The following is an 18,733-nucleotide window of genomic DNA, read 5'->3' as shown; positions in this document are numbered from 1 at the left end:
TTATCGCCGGAGCCGCCCATGAACCTTCTCCTCCTTGCCGCCGCCCTGTCGGGTGCGATGGCGGTCGCCGCCGGCGCGTTCGGTGCCCATGGTGCGTCGGGACCGGCGGTCGACTGGTTCAAGACCGGTGGCCAGTATCAACTCGCCCATGCCATCGCCGCACTGGTCGCGCTGAACCTCGGCGCGCGCGGGCCGGGCTGGCTGTTCGTCGCGGGTGGTCTGTTGTTCGGCGGTTCGCTCTACGCGATGGCGCTGGGCGGCCCGCGCGGGGTGCTGGGACCGATCACGCCGCTGGGCGGGCTGGCGATGATCGTCGGCTGGCTATGGCTCGGCTGGCTCGCCTTGCGGCGGTAACGGGCCGCGGCGGGAGCAATATCGAAGCGGGTATCGGACAGACCCGGCCTCCGCTCTGTCGACCGGACGCTCAGCCCGTCGCGATCGCGTAGGTATGGAACTGCGCGTCGCGCGTCCATCCGGCGCGCACATACAGCGCGTGTGCCGCGCTGTTATCGACCGCGGTCGCCAGCGACATGCGCGCCGCGCCGGAGTCGCGCGCGACGTCACATGCCGCATGCAGCAGCGCCGCCCCGATCCCGTGGCTGCGCAGCTCGGGCCGCACGAACAGGTCGTTCAGGATCATGGTCGGCCGCAGCCGCACCGACGAGAAACTCGGATATAGTTGCGCGAAGCCGGCATCGTCGTCGGCCAGCAGAAGGACCGACTGCGCCCGTTCGATCCGTTCGATCAGGAAAGCACGCGCGCCGTCGGGGTCGCTGTCCTGCTCGTAAAACTGCCGATACGCATCGAACAACGGGACGATGCGATCGATATCCTGCAACGTCGCACGGCGGATCGTACCCATGGCTTCCCTCGCTGACCGCGCGTCGGTGTCGACTTCCGCGCATACGCCGAATCACATTTCGTGCAGGGAATCGATCGATACCAATGGCTTGTACGACGCCTGCGGTCGCACGACTACGTCGCGCAACCTTAACGTAGCGCAAACCCCGCCCGTTTCGTGCCTATTGTCCGAAACGTGCCTTCGCGGCCTGTGCCACCGCCTCGCGCGCCGCCGCCAGCAGCGCGCCGGCCTTTGCCTCGCACTCGCGCTGTTCATATTCGGGCACGCTGTCGGCGACGATGCCTGCGCCCGACTGGACGTGCATGACCCCGTCCTTGACCACGGCGGTCCGCAGCACGATGCACGAATCCATCGATCCGTCGGGACTGAAATAACCGACCCCGCCGGCATAGGCACCGCGACGTTCGCGTTCCAGCTCGGCGATGATCTGGCACGCCCGCACCTTGGGCGCGCCCGATACCGTGCCGGCCGGGAAGCCCGCGAACAGCGCGTCGAGCGCATCGGCGTCGTCACGCAGCTTGCCCACGACGTTCGACACGATGTGCATGACATGGCTGTAGAATTCGACGGTATAGCTGTCGGTGACCCGCACGCTGCCGGTCGATGCGACCCGCCCGACATCGTTGCGGCCAAGGTCGAGCAGCATCAGATGTTCGGCCCGCTCCTTGGGATCGGCGAGCAGGCTGGTCCGGTTCGCTTCGTCCTCCGCCGCCGTCGCACCACGCGGCCGCGTGCCGGCGATCGGCCGGATCGTGACCTCGCCATCGCGCAGCCGGACGAGGATTTCGGGGCTCGATCCGGTCAGCGCGAAGCCCGGCAGGTCGAGATGGTAGAGGAACGGCGACGGGTTGATCCGCCGGAGCGCCCGATACAATTCGAACGGCTCGAGCGGAAACGGGCTGGTGAAGCGTTGCGCCAGCACGACCTGAAAGATATCGCCCGCCGCGATATATTCCTTCGCCGCCGCGACCATCTCGCCATAGCGGCCCGCGGGCAGGGTCGGCGTCAGCGCCATTTCCGGCGCTTCGGCCAGTCGCGCGGGCGCGGGCAGGGCGGCCGCGTCGAGTGCGGCGGAGGTCGCCTCGATCCGCTCGACCGCGCGCTCGACCGACGCGCCCGGCCAGACGGGCGCGACGACGAACAGCGTGTCGGACAGGCGGTCGAATACAAGCAGCACCGTCGGCCGCACGAACATCATGTCGGGCAGGCCCAGCGCATCCTCGGCGGCCTGCGGCAACTGCTCGACCAGCCCGACCGTCTCATAGCCGAAATAGCCGACCAGACAGGCCAGCGCCGGTGGCAGCGCGGCCGGCACCTCCATCCGGCATTCCCCGACCAGCGTGCGCAGTGCCGTCAGCGTCGGTTCGGCGCAGGGCGCGAACGCATCGCGGTCGCTCAGCCAGTGCGGATTGATCGCTGCGTCATGCCCCTGCGCCCGGAACACCAGATCGGGGGCGAGGCCGAGCAGGCTGTACCGGCCCCGCACCGATCCGCCCTCGACCGATTCGAGCAGGAAGTCGCCGCGTCCCGGCTGGATCAGTTTCAGCGCGGCGGCGACCGGCGTTTCGGTATCGGCGACGCGGGTCGTCCACACCAGCGCCGGACGGCCGGCCGCCAGCGCGACCTGCGCCGCCGCTACCCCCGAGACCGCGTTCATTGCGCGGCGGGGGCGGCCGTTCCGGCCAGTTCGTTCCGCAGGCGACCGATCGCGGCAGCATTCTTCGTCACGCCGACCTGCCGGCGCACCGCCTCAACGAATTGTTCGGCATATTCATTGCCGCTGATCCGTCCCAGTTCACGACCGACGCCGGTGATCGCCGCCTTGTCGCCGCTCGCATCGCCGCGCGCGATCGAATCGAGATAGACGATGATCCAGCCCTCGCCATCGGGCGCGGCCGTCAGCCGGGCCTTTTTCGGCGCCATCGAGAACATCAGCGACAGCGCCGGCGTCACCTGTGCCCCCAACTGCGACAATTGCAGACGCGAAGCGGTCACCGGACGCGGCGCGGGCAGGCGAGCCCCCGACTGCGCCACGGCGGTGTTCAGCGGCATGCCGCCATTCACCTTGGTCAGGATCTGCTGCGCGATCATCCGCGCGGCCTTCATCGCCTGATCCTTCAGATACTGGCCGACGACCTGCGCGCGAATGTCCGCCAGCGGACGCGGCGCGGCACGGGTCACGTCGCCGGTCGCGACCAGCGCGAAGGTGCCGTCGGCCTGGGTCTGCACGATCTGCGGCGCGTCACCGGCCTCGGCCGCGAAGCCGGCTTCGATGATCGGGGCCAGCGCCGGGTCGGGCTGGCCGGGCTTCATCGGGTCGATACCCTGCGCGGTGATCGGCGCGGTCGCTTGCGCAGTCAGCTTGGCATCGGCGACGATCTCGTCGAAAGTCGCGCCATCGGTGATGCCGCCGTCGATCTTTTCCTGCACCGCGCCCAGCGCCGTCGCGCTCTTGGTCTTCGTGAGTTCGGCGATCAGTTCGGGGCGCGCTTGTTCGATGGTCTTGCCGGGCAGCTGTGTGATCGTATCGACCTTCAGCACCACGAAGCCGAGCGGCGAGCGTACCGGGCCGACCACCGCACCCTGTTGCGCGGCGAAGGCGGCGGTGGCGATCTCGGCCGAGGTCCGCGCGGCGAACTGACCCTGGGTCTGGCCGGTCAGCGTGGTCGCTTCCAGCCCGAGCGGGGCGGCGGCGGCCGAAACGCTCTGGCCGCTGCGAACCGCCTGCGCGACGCGGTTCGCCGCCGCCTGATCGGCGACGACCACCTGCGATATCGTGCGGGTCTGTGACGGTGCGAACCGTGCGGCGTTGGTGCGATACGCGGTCTGCACCTCGGCATCGGTCGGCGCAGACTGTGCCGCGACGCTCGCCGGGCTGATGACCGCATAGCGGAGCACCCGGCGCTCCGGGATCGTGTAGCGGCCGCGATTGGCGGTATAATAGGCCTGCAACTGCTGTTCGGTCGGCGCGGCCGGGGCGGGCAACGCGGCGGTCGGCACGATCGCGACCTGTCCGGTGCGCGCTTCCTTCGACAGCGAGGCATAGGGCAGCGCCAGCTGCTGCGGCATGAAGCTGTTCTCGATTGTGCGGGCCAGCATCAGCCGGGTCAGCACCGTCCGGCGGAAATCGTCACGCAACTGCTGCGGGGTGATCCGGGCGCGGGCCAGCGCCTGATCGAACGCCTGCTGGCTGAATTTGCCGTCCAGTCCCTGGAACGCGGGCAGGCTGGCGATCTGTCCGTCGATATAGCGGTCGCTGACGGCCAGGCCGTGATCTTTCGCGAACTGCATCAGCGCCGAATCCGAAATCGCCCGCTCCAGCGATCCTTCGAACCCGCCCGCCGCGATATATTGCGCGGCGGTCAGTCCCGGCTGACGCTGCGCAGCATTCTGAACGTCGTTCTGGATCCGCTCGCGCAGTGCGACGTCGCCGATCTCCTGATCGCCGACCTTCGCCACCGCCGCGCCGCCACCGCCCATCGATGCGGGGCGCAGGCTCTGGAGATCCGCCATCGCGAACCCGATGGCGATCGTCACCAGCAGCAGCAGGCCGATGAAGATGCCGACCTTCGACTTGGTCATGCGCCTGAAGAAACCGAGCATCCGTACAACCGATCGCGAGGAATGAAAGGAGGCTGCTTTAGAGACGCGCCGCCGCCGCTTCAAGGTTGCGCGGACCGCCAGACACGCTATCGGCTGTAGAACATGTAAAACGGGCTGGGAGCCGGAACGATGAGTCGTCGCAAGCTGGTCGCGGGGAACTGGAAGATGCACGGGCTGCGGGCGCAACTGGCCGAGATCGAGGCGATCGATGCCGCCGCCGCCGCCGCGCCGGGCGTCGATGTCGCGCTGTGTGTGCCGGCCACGCTGGTCCACCACGCGGCCGAGATCGCCAAATCGGTGCAGATCGGCGGACAGGACGTGCATGCCAACGACCGCGGCGCGCATACCGGCTGCCTGTCGGCCGAGATGTTGCGCGAGGTCGGGGCGCAGGTCGTGATCGTCGGCCATAGCGAGCGCCGCACCGATCAGAACGAAACCAGCCACGATGCATGGGCCAAGGCTGCCGCCGCCCGGCGGCAGGGTCTGGCCGTGATCCTGTGCTGCGGTGAGACCGAGGCGGAACGCGACGCCGGCCGCGCCGAACGCGTGGTGCAGGCGCAGATCGAAAAATCGGTGCCCGAAGGTGCCAGCGGCGACTGGTTCACGCTCGCCTACGAACCGCGCTGGGCAATTGGCACCGGCCGCACGCCATCGGCCGACGAAATCGCGCAGGTCCATGCGATCGCCCGCGCCAAGCTGCGCCAGATGGTCGGCGATGCCGCCGACGGCATCCGCATCCTTTATGGCGGATCGGTCACCGGTGCGAATGCCGGATCGATCCTGTCGATCGAGGATGTCGACGGGGCGCTGGTCGGCGGGGCCAGCCTGACCGCCGCGAAGTTCGTGCCGATTATCGAAGCTGCCGCCGCGCTGTAAGAGTCCGTTTGGAAATGCGCCGGCACCGCCTGCGAAACTCGCTCTACCGCGAGTTTTCAAACAGCCTTCAGGTTGGCAGGGAGCGGACGGGCGGTCGACTGCGTTGATCGTCCGTCAGCGTGCGTTCAGTTACAATCGTGTAGGAACGTGCGCATCTCTATTTCCCGGGACCCTACGCCATGCGCCTGCCGATCCTGATCCTTGCTTCCGCCCTGATCGCCAGCCCGGTCGTCGCGCAGGACCGCGTCGCGGCCGGCGAGGCGGAGCTGGCGCGCATCGTCGAGGGGCGGACGATGGGCAAGCCGGTGGGTTGCATCAACCTGCGCGACATTCGATCGAGCGAGATCGTCCCAAATATCGGGATCGTCTATCGGATGAACAACGGCACGTTGATGGTCAACCGGCCGGCGGGCGGCACGATCGCCGACCGGGACGACATCCTCGTAACCCGCACGATCGGAACGCGATTGTGCCGGATCGATATCGTCACGCTGGTCGACCGCAATTCGCAGATGTTCAGCGGGTCGCTGTCGCTCGACGATTTCGTCCCCTATTCGCGACTGCCGCGCAAGGTGAACTGACGGACTTGCGTCGGCGCGACGCTTCGCCCATATGGCGCGCGGGAGTCGGGCGGACGATGCCGTCGCCAACCCGGTCAGGTCCGGAAGGAAGCAGCCGCAACGATTTCGCAGCGGGTCGTCCGGCTCCCACCTCTATCGCTGCGCGGCAAGGTCCAGCGCGCGACCCATCAACGCCGTGAACCGCAGCGTATCGACCGGTTTCGCCGGATCGTTGACGCCGCCCGACATCGCGTACCAACCGCCGTCCTTGCCCTGCAGCAGGAACGTCATGGTGAGTACGCCCGGCTCCGACCCGCCCTTGTAACCGACATAGCGCCAGTTCGCCGCCGGTTCGGCAAGGCCGGGGTTTTTCGACAGGACGGCGCGGAGGTCCGCCCCTGCCGATCCGTCGAAGTGCCGTCGCAGCCAGTCCATCGTCCGCACCAGATCGTTCGGGCTGGCGAACCATTCGATCTGTTCGATGCGCAGCGGCTTGCCGTCCTGAAACAGATTGGCGGGAATCGCCGCGATCGGCGTGTCGCGAACCGGCCCGTCGAGGAACGCGCGACGCTGCGCCGTCGGCAGCGCCAGATACCGGGTTCCCAGCGCGCCGCCCTCGACGCCCTTCAGCTTGAACATTTCGAGGGTGCCGAGGAACGGGACGTTGCGCGTCCCGCCATCGGTCATGCCGACGACGGGCAACATCGCCTCGACCTTCTGCCGGCCGAGCTGGAACAACAGGATATCGGTCGCGCTGTTGTCGCTGACCGAAATCATCCGTTCGGCGAGGTCGCGGAACGGAACCCGCGTTCCCTTCGGCTGCTGGGCATAGCCGCCGCCCGGCAGCGCCGCTCCGTCGAGCGTGACGACGTCGCTCCATTTCCGCTCGCCTGCCTCGATCGATCGCACCAGTTCGGCGAGGATCACGAGTTTGAACGCCGAACCGATCGCGAGCGGTGTGGACGCAGCATGGCTCTGAAGCGGTTGCGGGGCACCGCTGCCGATCCTGGCGAGGGTGAAGCCGCCATGGCCGGGCAGGGCGGCGACCTGTTCGACAACGGCATCGATCGTCGCGGCGACCGGACCACGCGGTTCGATGCCGCGGGTCAGGAGACCGGTGATCGGGTGTGCCCCGGTCGGGTCGATCGTCAGGTCCGCATTGAGGACGCCGCGATCATAGCCGATGCGGATTCGTGCCGACCATGGTCCGGTCGGCTGCACCGCCTCGACACTGGTCGGCTTGCCGAGTGCCTGCGTCAGTTGCGCGCCGATCGCGTCGAACTGCGCCCGCGGCACGGCGGTGCGGAAGGACGGCGAGAAGACCGAATCATAGTCGCCCTGACCGGAGAGGATCGCCACGACGTCGCGCGCCCGGCGCTCGACCTCGGCATTTGCGGCCGGTGCCGGTGCGGGTGCCGTCTGTGCTGCCGCTGCCATCAGGAACGTTGCCGCCAGCATTCGAATTCCCCCTTATCCCCTGATCCGAGGGTGGCGCATGCCGTGCCGACCGTCAACTGAGGCGGAGGTTCAGGCGTCGATGACTTCGTCGTCGAGCCGCGCGGCATTCTCCTGAATGAAGGCGAAGCGGTGCGCGGGGTTGGTGCCCATCAACCGGTCGACCAGATCCTTGACCGCCGCACGCTCCTCATATTCCTGCGGCAGGGTGATGCGGATCATGCTGCGCGTCTTCGGGTCCATCGTCGTTTCGCGAAGCTGGCCGGGGTTCATCTCCCCCAGCCCCTTGAACCGGCCGACCTCGACCTTCTTGCCGCGAAACGCGGTGCGTTCCAGCTCGGCGCGGTGCGCATCGTCGCGGGCATAGAGCGACCTGGCTCCCACCGTCAGCCGGTACAGCGGCGGCTGCGCCAAATAGAGGTGTCCGCGCCGCACGACCTCCGGCATTTCCTGGAAAAAGAAGGTCATCAGCAACGTCGCGATATGCGCGCCGTCGACATCGGCGTCGGTCATGATGACGATACGCTCGTAGCGCAGCGCATCGGGCTGACAGTCCTTGCGCGTGCCGCAGCCCATGGCGAGGACCAGATCGGCGATTTCCTGATTGGCGAGGATCTTGGCACTGGTCGCGGAGGCGACGTTCAGAATCTTGCCGCGGATCGGCAGGATCGCCTGCGTCTTGCGGTCGCGCGCCTGCTTGGCCGAACCGCCCGCCGAGTCCCCTTCGACGATGAACAATTCGGTGCCGGCGGGGTCATCGGAAGCGCAGTCGGTCAGCTTGCCGGGCAGGCGCAGCTTGCGCGACGACGTCGCGGTCTTGCGCTTGACCTCGCGCTCGGCCTTGCGGCGCAGGCGTTCGTCCATCCGGTCGAGCACGAGGCCGAGCAGTGCCTTGCCACGGTCCATATTGTGGCTGAGGAAATGGTCGAAATGGTCGCGTACCGCCTTTTCGACGAGGCTCGCCGCCTCGACGCTGGTCAGGCGATCCTTGGTCTGGCTCTGGAATTGCGGTTCGCGAATGAACACCGACAGCATCAGTTCGCAGCCGACCGTGACGTCGTCGGCGGTCATGTCCTTGGCGCGCTTGTTGCCGACTAGATCGGCGAACCCGCGCAGCCCCCGGACCAGCGCCTGCCGCAGTCCCTGTTCGTGGGTACCGCCATCGGGCGTCGGGATGGTGTTGCAGTAATAGCTGTAGCTGCCGTCGCTCCACAGCGGCCATGCGACCGCCCATTCGACCCGGCCCTGTTCGCCCGGGAAATCCTGCCGACCGGTAAAGAAATCGGCAGTCGCACATTCGCGGGTGCCGACCTGTTCGCGCAGATGGTCGGCGAGGCCGCCGGGAAACTGGAAGACGGCTTCGGCGGGTACGTCGGTGCCGGCGACCAGTTCGGGGGCGCATTTCCAGCGGATTTCGACGCCGGCGAACAGATAGGCTTTCGATCGTACCAGCTTGTGCAGCCGCGCGGGTTTGAACTGCAGATCGGCGAAGATTTCGGCGTCGGGCGTGAACGCGACCAGCGTGCCGCGCCGATTGGGGGCCGCGCCGACATGTTCGAGCGCGCCGAGCGTCTGCCCCTGCGAAAAACGCTGGCGATATAGCTGCCGGTCGCGCGCGACCTCGACTACCGTATCGATCGACAGCGCGTTGACGACCGAGATGCCGACGCCGTGCAGGCCGCCCGACGTGGCATAGGCCTTGCCCGCGAACTTGCCGCCCGAATGCAGCGTCGACAGAATGACTTCGAGCGCCGACTTGTCGGGAAATTTGGGGTGCGGATCGACCGGGATACCGCGGCCATTATCGATGATCGTCAACCGGTTGCCGACATCCAGTTGCACTTCGATCCGGTTTGCATGACCGGCGACCGCTTCGTCCATCGCATTGTCGAGGACTTCGGCAGCCAGATGGTGCAGCGCGCGTTCGTCGGTGCCGCCGATATACATGCCCGGCCGGCGGCGGACCGGCTCCAGCCCCTCCAGCACCTCGATCGACGACGCGTCATAGGCGGGCTGGGAAGGAACGTTCGCTTCGAACAGATTTTCGGCCATGCGGGGCGTATAGAACGAAACGGGGTCATCCGCAAAGCGGGGGTGGGGGGCGATGGCCCATATTACTTCGTCACCCCGGACTTGATCCGGGGTCCCGCTTCTGACCGTCGTCACACGAGAAGCGGGACCCCGGGTCAAGCCCGGGGACGCGGAAATTGGGGCGGGCATGGGCGAAGCCCATGCCGTCGGTCGCGGCTTTGGGCCGCGCCGGCCGGCTGAGCGCCGGTGCGCGTCCGGGCTTAGACCCGGACTTGCGCGCTCGGCATCAGCGAACCCTAGGCCCACCATACGGCAGCGGCGGCGGCGGACGGCGGTCGCGGCGGGGGAGCTGCGCCTGATAGGCATGGCCGCAATGCGCGACGCAGTACGGGAAGCCCGGATTGACCTTGTCACCGCAGAAATGGAAATCGGGTTCGCCCGGATGGCCGATCGGCCATTTGCAGATTCGGTCGTTCAGATCGAGCAACGTCGTCTTGCCCGCGATCGCATCGCTCGGCCGGGCCGGGACCAGACGGCGCGGCGGGGCAGGGGTCAGCGGTGCGGTCTGTTCACCCGGATTCTGCCGCAGGAAACCGCCGGGACCGACCGAGCGCATGACCGGCATGTCGCGCTGTTTCGGAGCAGCGGGGGCGTCGTCTTCCGCTTCTTCCTCATCCTCCTCGTCGGCGTCATCGGCGCTGACGGGAAGGGGCGTGAACGGATCGTCCTCGACCGGGGGCTTCGGAGCGGCCGGCTTGGTCGCGACCGGTTCAGCGGCAACCACCGGCGCGGGCTTGGGTTCGGGCACCGGTTTCGGCTCGGGGGCGGGCTTGGGCGCAGGCGGCGCGACCTCGACCACCGGAGCCGGCTCGACCGGAGCGGGCTTGGGGGCAGCGGCGGCGGCCTTCGACGCGTCGTTCGACCGCACCGGCGACGGGCGCGATTGCAGGCCCAGACGATGCGCCTTGCCGATCACCGCGTTCCGGCTGATCCCGCCGAGCTCCTCGGCGATCTGGCTGGCGGTCATCCCCGATTCCCACATCTTGGCCAGTGTCGCGATGCGTTCTTCGGTCCAGCTCATGCCCGTCCTTGTCCTTCATATTCCAGTGGCGCCCGGACGACCTTGATCCTTGCCGCCGCCCTCGCCAGCGATTAGGCGACACAGCCATGCAGGAACAATCCCCGTTGCGCGCAAAAATCGTCCTTGCCGACCCCGGCGTGCCGGTCATCCGGAACGTCAACTGGGGCGGCCTGCGCACGCTCTATATCAAGGAGGTGCGCCGCTTCTTCAAGGTGCAGCTTCAGACCATCTGGGCACCGGCGGTCACGACGCTGCTGTTCCTCGTCATCTTTTCGGTGGCGATGGGTGGGGCCGGGCGGTCAGTACTGGGCGTGCCGTTCCCCGATTTCGTCGCACCGGGGCTGATCGCCATGGCGATGCTCAACAACGCCTTCGCCAATTCCAGCTTCGCGCTGCTGGTCGGCAAGATCCAGGGGACGGTGGTCGATTACCTGATGCCGCCCCTGTCCACCGGCGAATTGCTGGCGGCGCTGGTTGGCGGGGCGGTGACGCGCGCGTTCCTCGTCGGGATCGTGCTGTGGTTCGCGATGCTGTTGTATCCGGGCGTGCACGTCATGCCGCGGCATCCGGGCGCCGTGCTGTGGTTCGGGCTGTTCGGATCGACCTTCCTCGCGCTCGCCGGCGTAATGACCTCGATCTGGGCGGAAAAGTTCGACCATGCCGCGGCCATCACTAATTTCGTGATCGGGCCGCTGACCCTGTTGTCGGGTACCTTCTATTCGGTCGAATCGCTGGCACCGCATTTCCGGACGATCAGCCACCTGAACCCGTTTTTCTATATCATCTCCGGGTTCCGCTACGGCTTTCTCGAGCGCGCCGATTCGCCGGTGCTGCTGGGCGGTGCGGTGATCCTCGCGGTCGATATCGCGATGGCGATCGGCTGCTATGCGCTGCTGCGGTCGGGGTGGAAGCTCAAGAATTGACGGAAGCCCCCCGGGGGCGGTACAGCGCCGCTCCGGGCGGTCCGGTTGACCGCCCTTTTGCGTTTTCAGCGCCGATATTTCTCAAAGGAGCAGTTCGATGACGACCCCCGCACTGATGCCCGTCTATCCACGGTGCGGCGTGCGTCCGGTCCGAGGCGAGGGCTGCTACCTGTATGGCGAGGACGGCACCGAGTATCTCGATTTCGCCGCCGGCATCGCCGTCAACGCGCTCGGCCATGGCCATCCGCACCTGACCAAGGCGATCCAGGAACAGGCCGCGACCCTGATCCACGTCAGCAACCTGTACGGCAGCCCGCAGGGCGAGGCACTGGCGCAGCGGATCGTCGACAACAGCTTTGCCGACACGGTGTTCTTCACCAATTCGGGTGCCGAAGCGGTCGAATGCGCGATCAAGACCGCGCGCCGTTTCCACTTCGCCAACGGCAATCCGCAGCGGCACACGCTGATTACCTTCAATCAGGCGTTTCACGGCCGGACGCTCGGCACCATCTCGGCGACCAATCAGGCCAAGATGCGCGACGGGTTCGAACCGCTTTTGCCGGGCTTCCGCTATGCCGAGTTCAATGATCTCGAAGGTGCACTCGCGCTGATCGACGACAATACGGCAGGGTTCCTCGTCGAGCCGATCCAGGGCGAGGGCGGCCTGCGTACCGCGACGCCCGAGTTCCTGACCGGCCTGCGCAAGGCCTGCGACGAGCACGGCCTGTTGCTGGTGCTGGACGAGGTGCAGTGCGGCTATGGCCGGACCGGCACGTTGTTCGCCCACGAACACTATGGCGTGACGCCCGACATAGTTTCGTCGGCCAAGGGGATCGGCGGCGGCTTTCCGTTCGGTGCATGCCTTGCGACCGCGGAAGCGGCCAAGGGCATGGTGTTCGGCACGCATGGTTCGACCTATGGCGGCAATCCGCTGGCGATGGCGGCGGGGCAGGCGGTGCTCGACGTGATGCTCGAACCCGGCTTCTTCGACCATGTGAAGGCGATGGGCGACCGGCTGCGCGCCAGCCTCGAACAGATGATCCCGAACCACGACCACCTGTTTCAGGAGATTCGCGGCAAGGGGCTGATGCTCGGCATCAAGCTGAAGTCCGACAGCCGCCGCTTCGTCGCGCATCTGCGCGACCAGCACCAGTTGCTGACGGTCGCGGCCGGCGACAATGTCGTCCGCGTCCTGCCGCCGCTGGTGATCGAAGAGCGCCACATCGCGGAAGCCGTCGAAAAGCTGTCCGCCGCCGCCCGGGTCTACGTGCCCGTCGCCGACGATTGATTGAACCATTCCTCCCCATCGCAGATGGGGAGGGGGACCAGCCGCAGGCTGGTGGAGGGGGGAACGCCCCATGCGACACGCCGGTGGAGGCCCCTCCACCATGCTGCGCATGGTCCCCCTCCCCATCTGCGATGGGGAGGACTGAAAAAATGCGCCATTTCCTCGATCTAGCCTCGGCCGGTGCCGACGGCATCGCCGCCATTCTCAACGACGCGCTCGATGCGAAGGCCGCGCGCAAGGGCTGGCCGAAGGGGCGGGCCGATGCCGATGCGTCGCTCGCCGGGCATACGCTCGCCTGCGTGTTCGAAAAGTCGTCGACCCGGACGCGCGTGTCGTTCGACATGGCGATGCGCCAGCTGGGCGGGTCGGCGCTGGTGCTCGACGCCGGCACCACCCAATTGGGCCGCGGTGAGACCGTCGCCGACACCGCGCGCGTCCTGTCGGGATATTGCGACGCGATCATGGTCCGGACCGACGATCCCGCCAAGCTGAACGAGATGGTCCGCTATGCCTCGGTCCCGGTTATCAACGGCCTGACCGACCATTCGCATCCGTGCCAGATCGTCGCCGATCTGCTGACGGTGATCGAAGCGGGCAAGGCATTGCCGGGCACCAAATGGGCGTGGTTGGGCGACGGCAACAACGTGCTGCATTCGATCGTCGAGGCGGGCGCGCTGATGGGGTTCGACGTCGTCGCCGCCTGTCCCGAAGGCTATGATCCCTCGGCAGACGTCGTGGCGTCGGCAGGCGGTCGGGCGACCGTCACCCGCGACCCGGTTGCGGCCGTGCGGGACGCCGATGTCGTCGTCACCGACACCTGGATTTCGATGGGACAGGCGCATGCCGAGCAGAAGCTGGCGGCAATGGCCCCGTATCAGGTCGATGCGGCACTGATGGCGCAGGCCAGGGCCGATGCGGTGTTCCTCCACTGCCTTCCCGCGCATCGCGGTGAAGAAGTCACGCCCGACGTCATCGACGGGCCGCAGTCGCTGATCTGGCCCGAGGCCGAGAACCGTCTGCATGCGCAGAAGGCCATCCTGCGCTGGTGTTTCGGTCTGGTCGGCTGAGCCGACCGACCGCGCTGGTTCTTGTAGATCGGCAATCGGTACGTCGTTCGGTGTCGGGCGGAGGCGCATGATACTATCCGCCTCCGCCGTTGGAAATCCGGTCCGGTACGTCGAGTAATGACAGGACGGTTCGATCGGCTATCGAGCCACGATGATGATGGAACCGACTGCCGTTCATCATCGTCACCCCGGGCTAACCGAGACCTTTGCGAAAGCACCGATCTTGGCCCCCTGCTGTACCCCCGCGCAGGCGGGGGTCCAGAGTTTAAGGCGCAAGCCGTTGTTCTGCTTTGCTCTGGACCCCCGCCTGCGCGGGGGTACGGCTCGGTTTGGTTGGCGCGCGACGTTTGCAGAGGTCTCGACTTGACCCAGGGTCCCGCTTTTTACGCACCGTCATCGAAGAACAGCGGGATTCCGGGTCGAGCCCGGATGACGATGTCGATGGTACGAGCCTCAATTCCAGATCCCCAAATCGAACCGTCCGAACCCGATTATTTCGCAGTCGCAACATAGCGCAAAGCGCTTGCGGAATCGCTGGTGGGCTCCCATGTGAGTGATCGATCACAGTTTGCCCGAATGTCGGGCTACGGGGAGCCTGATTTTGTCCGATACCGTCCGTCTGCCTGACCTCGATCGTGCGATCGGGTTCACGCTGCCCGATCATCACGCGCGCTGTCGCGTCGTGCGGCTGGGGCCGGTGGCGCAGTCGATCCTCGCGGCGCACGCGTATCCCGCGCCGATCGAGAAGTTGCTGGCCGAAACGCTGGCGCTGACGGCGTTGCTCGGCACGACGTTGAAGGAGGCCGAGGGGCAGTTGACGCTTCAGGCGCAGACGCAGGGCGGGATCATCCGCCTGATGGTGTGCGACTACAAGCATGGCGAACTGCGCGGCTATGTCGATTTCGACGCCGATCGTCTGGCCGAATTGGGCGAGGACCCGTCGCTGTTCGCGATGTTCGGCCAGGGCTATTTGGCGATCACGTTCGACCAGGTGACGTCGGGCGAGCGCTATCAGGGGATCGTTCCGCTCGATGGCGATTCGATCGCGGCGGCGGCGGAAAGCTACTTCCTGCAATCCGAACAGATCCCGTCGCTGGTTCGGCTCGGAATCGGCGTCGACGATAACGGGCAGCGCATCGCCGGCGGCATCTTCCTGCAACATCTGCCCGAGGGGGAGGAAGGTCGTGAACGGCTGCACGTTCGCCTCGACCATCCCGAATGGCATCATGTCGAGGCGCTGGGTTTGACCATGGGACCCGACGAACTCGCCGATCCGATGGTGCCGCTGGAAACGCTGGTCTGGCGGCTGTTCAACGAGGAACGCGAAGTCCGCATCCTCGCCACCACCGACCTGTCGCGCGGGTGCCGATGCGACCGTGACTATATCGCCGGCGTGATCTCGCGCTTCCCCGAGGAAGAGCGCGCGGCGATGGCGGACGAGAACGGGATCATCACCGTCGACTGCGCCTTCTGCGCGACGAAATTTCCGCTGGCAGTGGCCGACATCGCATCCTGACGCGAGCGGTAAGGGGGACGTGATGGCAAGTAGGTCGATATACCGGGTCGCGGCGGCGCTGGTGCTGGCATCGGGGGCAGCGATGGCGCAGCCTGCCGCCGCACCGACGTTGACGGCGATGCGTGCGGTCACGCCGGGCGACTGGTCGCTGCGCGAGGCCGGATCGCCCGAGGCAGCACGGACGAGTTGCTTTGCCGATCCGGCGGCCTTTCTGCGACTGCGGCTGCGCAGCGCGCAATGCAGCCGGTTCGTGATCGAGAATACGGCTCGCGTATCGACCGTTCATTATACCTGTCCCGGCATCGGCCACATCCGCACGACGGTCCATGTCGATACGCCGCGCTCGCTGCGGATCGAGAGCGAGGGGATCGCCGACGGCATGCCGTTCGCGGATGCCTATGAAGCGCGGTGGGTCGGCAGTTGCGCGCGTCGTGCGCGTTAACCCTATGTTTAGGCCAGGCGCGTTATACGAAATGCGTGTCCGGTTGGGCACGCATGTTTCCCCTAAAGCATGGAACCCTCCGGGCCGCGTCATCGCGGCCCGCTCTTTTTCCGGCGGTTGCCCTGACCTCCCGAAAGTCTTAGCGAGCGCAGCATGACGAATTCTCCCCTCAGCGTGGTGCTGGTGTCGGGCGGGCTCGACTCGATGGTGTCGGCGGCGCTGGCACGCGAGGCGGGTCACCGGCTGCTGGCCCTGTCGATCGATTACAACCAGCGCCATCAGATCGAATTGGCCGCGGCCAGGCGCATCGCCGAGTCGCTGGGGGTCGAACGCCATGTCATCCTGCCGCTCGACCTGTCGGCGTTCGGCGGTTCGGCGCTGACCGACCTGTCGATCGACGTGCCCAAGGACGGCGTGGGCAACGACATTCCGGTCACCTACGTCCCGGCGCGCAACACCATCTTTCTCAGCCTCGCGCTCGGATGGGCCGAGGCGGCGGGCGCGCGCGATCTGTGGATCGGGGTCAATGCGCTCGACTATTCGGGCTATCCCGATTGCCGCCCGGATTTCATCGCCGGGTTCGAGGCGCTGGCCGAACTGGCGACCCGCGCCGGCAGCGACGGTGCCCGCTTCCGCATCCATGCGCCGCTGCAACACATGACCAAGGCCGATATCGCGCGCGAGGCGGATCGACTTGGCCTCGATGCCGCGATGAGTTGGACCTGCTACGACCCGGTCGGCGATCTGCATTGTGGACGCTGCGACAGTTGCCGCCTGCGCGCGCGTGGCTTTGTCGAGGCCGGTCTGCCCGATCCCACCCGCTACGCCGAAACGCCCGACACCGGCCGATGACCTATTCGGTCAAGGAGATGTTCCTTACCCTGCAGGGGGAGGGGGTGCATGCCGGGCGGCGCGCGGTGTTCGTCCGCTTTGCCGGGTGTAATTTGTGGACCGGTCGGGAGGTCGATCGGGAGAACGCGATCTGCCGGTTTTGCGATACCGATTTCGTCGGCACCGACGGCGTCGGCGGGGGCAAGTTTCCCGATGCGGTGGCGTTGGCGACAACGGTCGCCGGTCATTGGGGGCCGGAGCCGGCGCGGCGTTTCGTGGTGCTGACCGGCGGCGAGCCGATGTTGCAGATCGACGATGCGCTGGTCGACGCGCTGCACGCCGAGGGTTTCGAGATCGCGATCGAGAGCAACGGCACGATCGCCGCCCATCCCGGCATCGACTGGGTCTGCATCAGTCCGAAGGCGGGCAGCGACGTCGTGCAGCGCAACGGCGACGAACTGAAGCTCGTCTGGCCGCAAATCGGCATCGATGTCGATGCGATCGAACAGTGGGATTTCGTCCATCATCTTGTCCAGCCGATGGACGCGATCGGACAGGAAGCGTTCAACCGCGACGAAGCGGTCGCCTTTGCCATGGCCCGCCCGCGCTGGCGGCTGTCGCTGCAAACCCACAAGCTCTTGGGATTGCGCTGAACCGATCATCGATCCGGCGCGACCGTTTTACGCCGTCTTCGCCGCGATCGTGATCTCGTACGCGCCAATCAGCGGATCGTGGTGCAGCGGCGCGCGCAACTGTCGCGACAGGCCAAGGATGATCCGGCCATAGCGCGTCGCGACCAGCGCATCGAGCTCCTCGCTCTCGACCAGCGACGGCGAACTCGCCCGCAGCACCGCGGTGTCGCTGCCGGCGACCGGACGCAGCGAGATGCCGATCTGCGCCTGCTGGTTCACCGACACCGCCAGTTCGATCAGCTCGGTCAACAGGAACGAGACGGCGACCGCGACGTCCTGCGTCACCAGCACCTGTTCGACGTTCAGCGTGATGCCGATCTTGGCCGTATCGGTCGATGAGGTTGCGCGGATGTTCGATGCCAGCTCGCCGATGACCGATTTCAGTTCCAGCCCGCGATTTTCCTCCATCTCGGCATAATGATGCCGGTGGACGACGGCGAGCGCATCGACCCGCCGCTGGATGGTGGCATACGCATCGGACGCCGCGGCGCCATGCGCGCTACGGGCATGAAAGTTGATAAGGCTGGCAATGACTTGGAGGTTGTTCTTGACGCGGTGATGTACCTCGCGCGTCAATTTGGTCTGGCGTACCAGACCGTCGGCCATCGATTGCTCGTGGCGCTCGACCGTGTGCGTCAGTTCCTGGAACGTCTCGCCCAGATCGGCGATTTCCTGCGCCGGGATCGCGCCCAGATTGACGTCGGCCATCGGATGGCCCGGTCGATACCGCTCGATATCGTCGCGCAGTTGCCGCAACGGCCGGATCAGCAGCCGGTCGACCACGAACCAGCCGATACCGGTCGCGGCGAACCACATCACCAGCGGCAGCAGCATCGCGACGATGATCGACGACGTGATCGGCGCGCGACGTACCGCCATCGTAAAGGCGAGGTCGTCGATGCTGAGCGGGATGCTGACCTGCTCCAGCCGCTCGATCCCGGTCTCGGGTGGTAGCGTCGACAGGCTGAGACCAGCCTCGCCGCCATGGACGATGCCGCTTTCGAACGGCAAGGCGAAGCCGCTGGGTTGCGACTTGTCGCGCAGCAGCGCGGCCGGAAAGAACGCGACCGCGCGGGATTCGTTGGTGCCGCGAATGTCTAGGACGACGCCCGTATCGGGCACGACCTGCGCGCGCACGCCGCCTGCGTCCGGGGCTCCGACCATGCGGACCGGAATGGCCATCCCGCAGACCAGCCGGCCGTCCGCCGAATAGATGCCGAAGCGGGCACCGGCCGACGCCTGCTCCGCAAATACGCCCTCGACCCGTGCGCAGCTGGGCGAGTTCGCGGGATCGGAGGACAGTGCGGTCATCGCCACGCGCAGCGCGGTCATGTCGCCGCCGAGCTCGATGGCGATACCACGCGACGCTTCGGTTGCCGCGACCCGAAGCCTTGCGCGCAAATCTACATCGGCGATCCGCGACGTCTGCAAGGTGGCGAACAGGGCGATCAGCGCGAGCGGAAGGAGCGCCGCGCTGAGGATGAGCATCAGCTTCGCGCCCGTCGG

16 protein-coding genes, 1 other RNA gene and 1 pseudogene are annotated in these 18,733 nt (G+C 66.7%); 11 read left to right on the top strand and 7 right to left on the bottom strand.

Annotated features, from left to right (window positions below; genetic code table 11):
* The first annotated feature begins 18 nt into the window (after window positions 1–18).
* The gene (locus tag ASE50_RS13425; RefSeq protein ID WP_056401322.1) at window positions 19–354 is read left to right on the top strand and encodes a DUF423 domain-containing protein; all 336 of its coding nucleotides are present in this window, start codon (window positions 19–21) and stop codon (window positions 352–354) included.
* 70 nt (window positions 355–424) lie between these two features.
* On the opposite strand, the gene ASE50_RS13420 is transcribed toward ASE50_RS13425, so the two are convergent.
* The 3 genes from ASE50_RS13420 to ASE50_RS13410 form a co-directional block, all read right to left on the bottom strand.
* The gene (locus tag ASE50_RS13420; RefSeq protein WP_056401319.1) at window positions 425–862 is read right to left on the bottom strand and encodes a GNAT family N-acetyltransferase; all 438 of its coding nucleotides are present in this window, start codon (window positions 860–862) and stop codon (window positions 425–427) included.
* 160 nt (window positions 863–1,022) lie between these two features.
* A complete protein-coding gene (trpE, locus tag ASE50_RS13415; protein ID WP_056401316.1) occupies window positions 1,023–2,519 on the bottom strand; it encodes an anthranilate synthase component I in 1,497 nt (498 codons plus the stop codon).
* Entirely contained in the window at window positions 2,516–4,465 is a 1,950-nt protein-coding gene (locus ASE50_RS13410) for a peptidylprolyl isomerase (RefSeq protein ID WP_056401314.1), read from the bottom strand. Before ASE50_RS13410 ends, trpE begins: the two co-directional genes overlap by 4 nt.
* 129 nt (window positions 4,466–4,594) lie before the next feature.
* On the opposite strand from ASE50_RS13410, the gene tpiA reads away from it, so the two are divergent.
* The 3 genes from tpiA (at window position 4,595) to ffs (ending at window position 6,056) form a co-directional block, all read left to right on the top strand.
* Entirely contained in the window at window positions 4,595–5,341 is a 747-nt protein-coding gene (tpiA, locus tag ASE50_RS13405) for a triose-phosphate isomerase (protein WP_056401311.1), read from the top strand.
* A 179-nt stretch (window positions 5,342–5,520) separates the two neighbouring features.
* Window positions 5,521–5,922 carry a hypothetical protein gene (locus ASE50_RS13400; protein WP_056401308.1) on the top strand — a complete coding sequence of 134 codons (402 nt, stop codon included), beginning with the start codon at window positions 5,521–5,523 and terminating at the stop codon, window positions 5,920–5,922.
* Window positions 5,923–5,959: 37 nt separating this feature from the next.
* An RNA gene (ffs, locus tag ASE50_RS18330) (signal recognition particle sRNA small type) lies at window positions 5,960–6,056 on the top strand.
* Here ffs and ASE50_RS13395 read toward each other — a convergent pair.
* The 3 genes from ASE50_RS13395 to ASE50_RS13385 form a co-directional block, all read right to left on the bottom strand.
* Entirely contained in the window at window positions 6,055–7,359 is a 1,305-nt protein-coding gene (locus ASE50_RS13395) for a serine hydrolase (protein WP_156347464.1), read from the bottom strand. The two genes, ffs and ASE50_RS13395, sit on opposite strands and share 2 nt — an antisense overlap.
* Window positions 7,360–7,428: 69 nt before the next feature.
* The gene (parE, locus tag ASE50_RS13390; protein ID WP_056401303.1) at window positions 7,429–9,408 is read right to left on the bottom strand and encodes a DNA topoisomerase IV subunit B; all 1,980 of its coding nucleotides are present in this window, start codon (window positions 9,406–9,408) and stop codon (window positions 7,429–7,431) included.
* 265 nt (window positions 9,409–9,673) lie between these two features.
* Window positions 9,674–10,468, bottom strand: coding sequence for a GcrA family cell cycle regulator (locus ASE50_RS13385; RefSeq protein ID WP_056401300.1), 795 nt, complete (start codon window positions 10,466–10,468; stop codon window positions 9,674–9,676).
* An 86-nt stretch (window positions 10,469–10,554) separates the two neighbouring features.
* On the opposite strand from ASE50_RS13385, the gene ASE50_RS13380 reads away from it, so the two are divergent.
* From ASE50_RS13380 to queE, 7 genes and pseudogenes are all read left to right on the top strand, one after another.
* Complete coding sequence (locus ASE50_RS13380) at window positions 10,555–11,391, top strand: ABC transporter permease (RefSeq protein WP_056401296.1); 837 nt, start codon at window positions 10,555–10,557, stop codon at window positions 11,389–11,391.
* Window positions 11,392–11,488: 97 nt separating this feature from the next.
* Window positions 11,489–12,679, top strand: a complete 1,191-nt coding sequence (locus tag ASE50_RS13375) for an aspartate aminotransferase family protein (protein WP_056401293.1) — start codon at window positions 11,489–11,491, stop codon at window positions 12,677–12,679.
* A gap of 149 nt (window positions 12,680–12,828) precedes the next feature.
* Window positions 12,829–13,746: an ornithine carbamoyltransferase gene (gene argF, locus ASE50_RS13370; protein WP_056401290.1), complete on the top strand. Its 918-nt coding sequence runs from the start codon at window positions 12,829–12,831 to the stop codon at window positions 13,744–13,746.
* Window positions 13,747–14,347: 601 nt separating this feature from the next.
* The gene (locus ASE50_RS13365) at window positions 14,348–15,262 is read left to right on the top strand and encodes an Hsp33 family molecular chaperone HslO (RefSeq protein WP_082439011.1); all 915 of its coding nucleotides are present in this window, start codon (window positions 14,348–14,350) and stop codon (window positions 15,260–15,262) included.
* Window positions 15,263–15,284: 22 nt separating this feature from the next.
* Entirely contained in the window at window positions 15,285–15,704 is a 420-nt protein-coding gene (locus tag ASE50_RS13360; RefSeq protein ID WP_056506184.1) for a hypothetical protein, read from the top strand.
* 147 nt (window positions 15,705–15,851) lie between these two features.
* A pseudogene (queC, locus tag ASE50_RS13355) lies at window positions 15,852–16,556 on the top strand (7-cyano-7-deazaguanine synthase QueC); the annotation flags it as partial.
* Window positions 16,553–17,188: a 7-carboxy-7-deazaguanine synthase gene (queE, locus tag ASE50_RS13350; RefSeq protein ID WP_056401283.1), complete on the top strand. Its 636-nt coding sequence runs from the start codon at window positions 16,553–16,555 to the stop codon at window positions 17,186–17,188. The pseudogene queC and the gene queE, both read left to right, overlap by 4 nt.
* A gap of 27 nt (window positions 17,189–17,215) precedes the next feature.
* Here queE and ASE50_RS13345 read toward each other — a convergent pair whose 3' ends face one another.
* Window positions 17,216–18,715, bottom strand: a complete 1,500-nt coding sequence (locus ASE50_RS13345; protein WP_082439019.1) for a sensor histidine kinase — start codon at window positions 18,713–18,715, stop codon at window positions 17,216–17,218.
* Between the last annotated feature and the right edge of the window lie 18 nt (window positions 18,716–18,733).

Source organism: Sphingomonas sp. Leaf5, assembly GCF_001421155.1.
GTDB lineage: Bacteria > Pseudomonadota > Alphaproteobacteria > Sphingomonadales > Sphingomonadaceae > Sphingomonas.
Note: the sequence above shows the minus strand (reverse complement) of the source record. Positions and strands in the feature narration are given on the sequence as shown.

What these genes read in the sequence shown, in the direction of transcription:
- tpiA (WP_056401311.1), top strand. Translation starts at nt 4,595, where the DNA reads ATGAGTCGTCGCAAGCTGGTCGCGGGGAACTGGAAGATGCACGGGCTG.
- ASE50_RS13425 (WP_056401322.1), top strand. Translation starts at nt 19, where the DNA reads ATGAACCTTCTCCTCCTTGCCGCCGCCCTGTCGGGTGCGATGGCGGTC.
- ASE50_RS13380 (WP_056401296.1), top strand. Translation starts at nt 10,555, where the DNA reads ATGCAGGAACAATCCCCGTTGCGCGCAAAAATCGTCCTTGCCGACCCC.
- ASE50_RS13410 (WP_056401314.1), bottom strand. Translation starts at nt 4,465, where the DNA reads ATGCTCGGTTTCTTCAGGCGCATGACCAAGTCGAAGGTCGGCATCTTC.
- parE (WP_056401303.1), bottom strand. Translation starts at nt 9,408, where the DNA reads ATGGCCGAAAATCTGTTCGAAGCGAACGTTCCTTCCCAGCCCGCCTAT.
- trpE (WP_056401316.1), bottom strand. Translation starts at nt 2,519, where the DNA reads ATGAACGCGGTCTCGGGGGTAGCGGCGGCGCAGGTCGCGCTGGCGGCC.
- ASE50_RS13385 (WP_056401300.1), bottom strand. Translation starts at nt 10,468, where the DNA reads ATGAGCTGGACCGAAGAACGCATCGCGACACTGGCCAAGATGTGGGAA.
- ASE50_RS13345 (WP_082439019.1), bottom strand. Translation starts at nt 18,715, where the DNA reads ATGCTCATCCTCAGCGCGGCGCTCCTTCCGCTCGCGCTGATCGCCCTG.
- queE (WP_056401283.1), top strand. Translation starts at nt 16,553, where the DNA reads ATGACCTATTCGGTCAAGGAGATGTTCCTTACCCTGCAGGGGGAGGGG.
- ASE50_RS13400 (WP_056401308.1), top strand. Translation starts at nt 5,521, where the DNA reads ATGCGCCTGCCGATCCTGATCCTTGCTTCCGCCCTGATCGCCAGCCCG.
- ASE50_RS13420 (WP_056401319.1), bottom strand. Translation starts at nt 862, where the DNA reads ATGGGTACGATCCGCCGTGCGACGTTGCAGGATATCGATCGCATCGTC.
- ASE50_RS13360 (WP_056506184.1), top strand. Translation starts at nt 15,285, where the DNA reads ATGGCAAGTAGGTCGATATACCGGGTCGCGGCGGCGCTGGTGCTGGCA.
- ASE50_RS13395 (WP_156347464.1), bottom strand. Translation starts at nt 7,359, where the DNA reads ATGCTGGCGGCAACGTTCCTGATGGCAGCGGCAGCACAGACGGCACCC.
- argF (WP_056401290.1), top strand. Translation starts at nt 12,829, where the DNA reads ATGCGCCATTTCCTCGATCTAGCCTCGGCCGGTGCCGACGGCATCGCC.
- ASE50_RS13375 (WP_056401293.1), top strand. Translation starts at nt 11,489, where the DNA reads ATGACGACCCCCGCACTGATGCCCGTCTATCCACGGTGCGGCGTGCGT.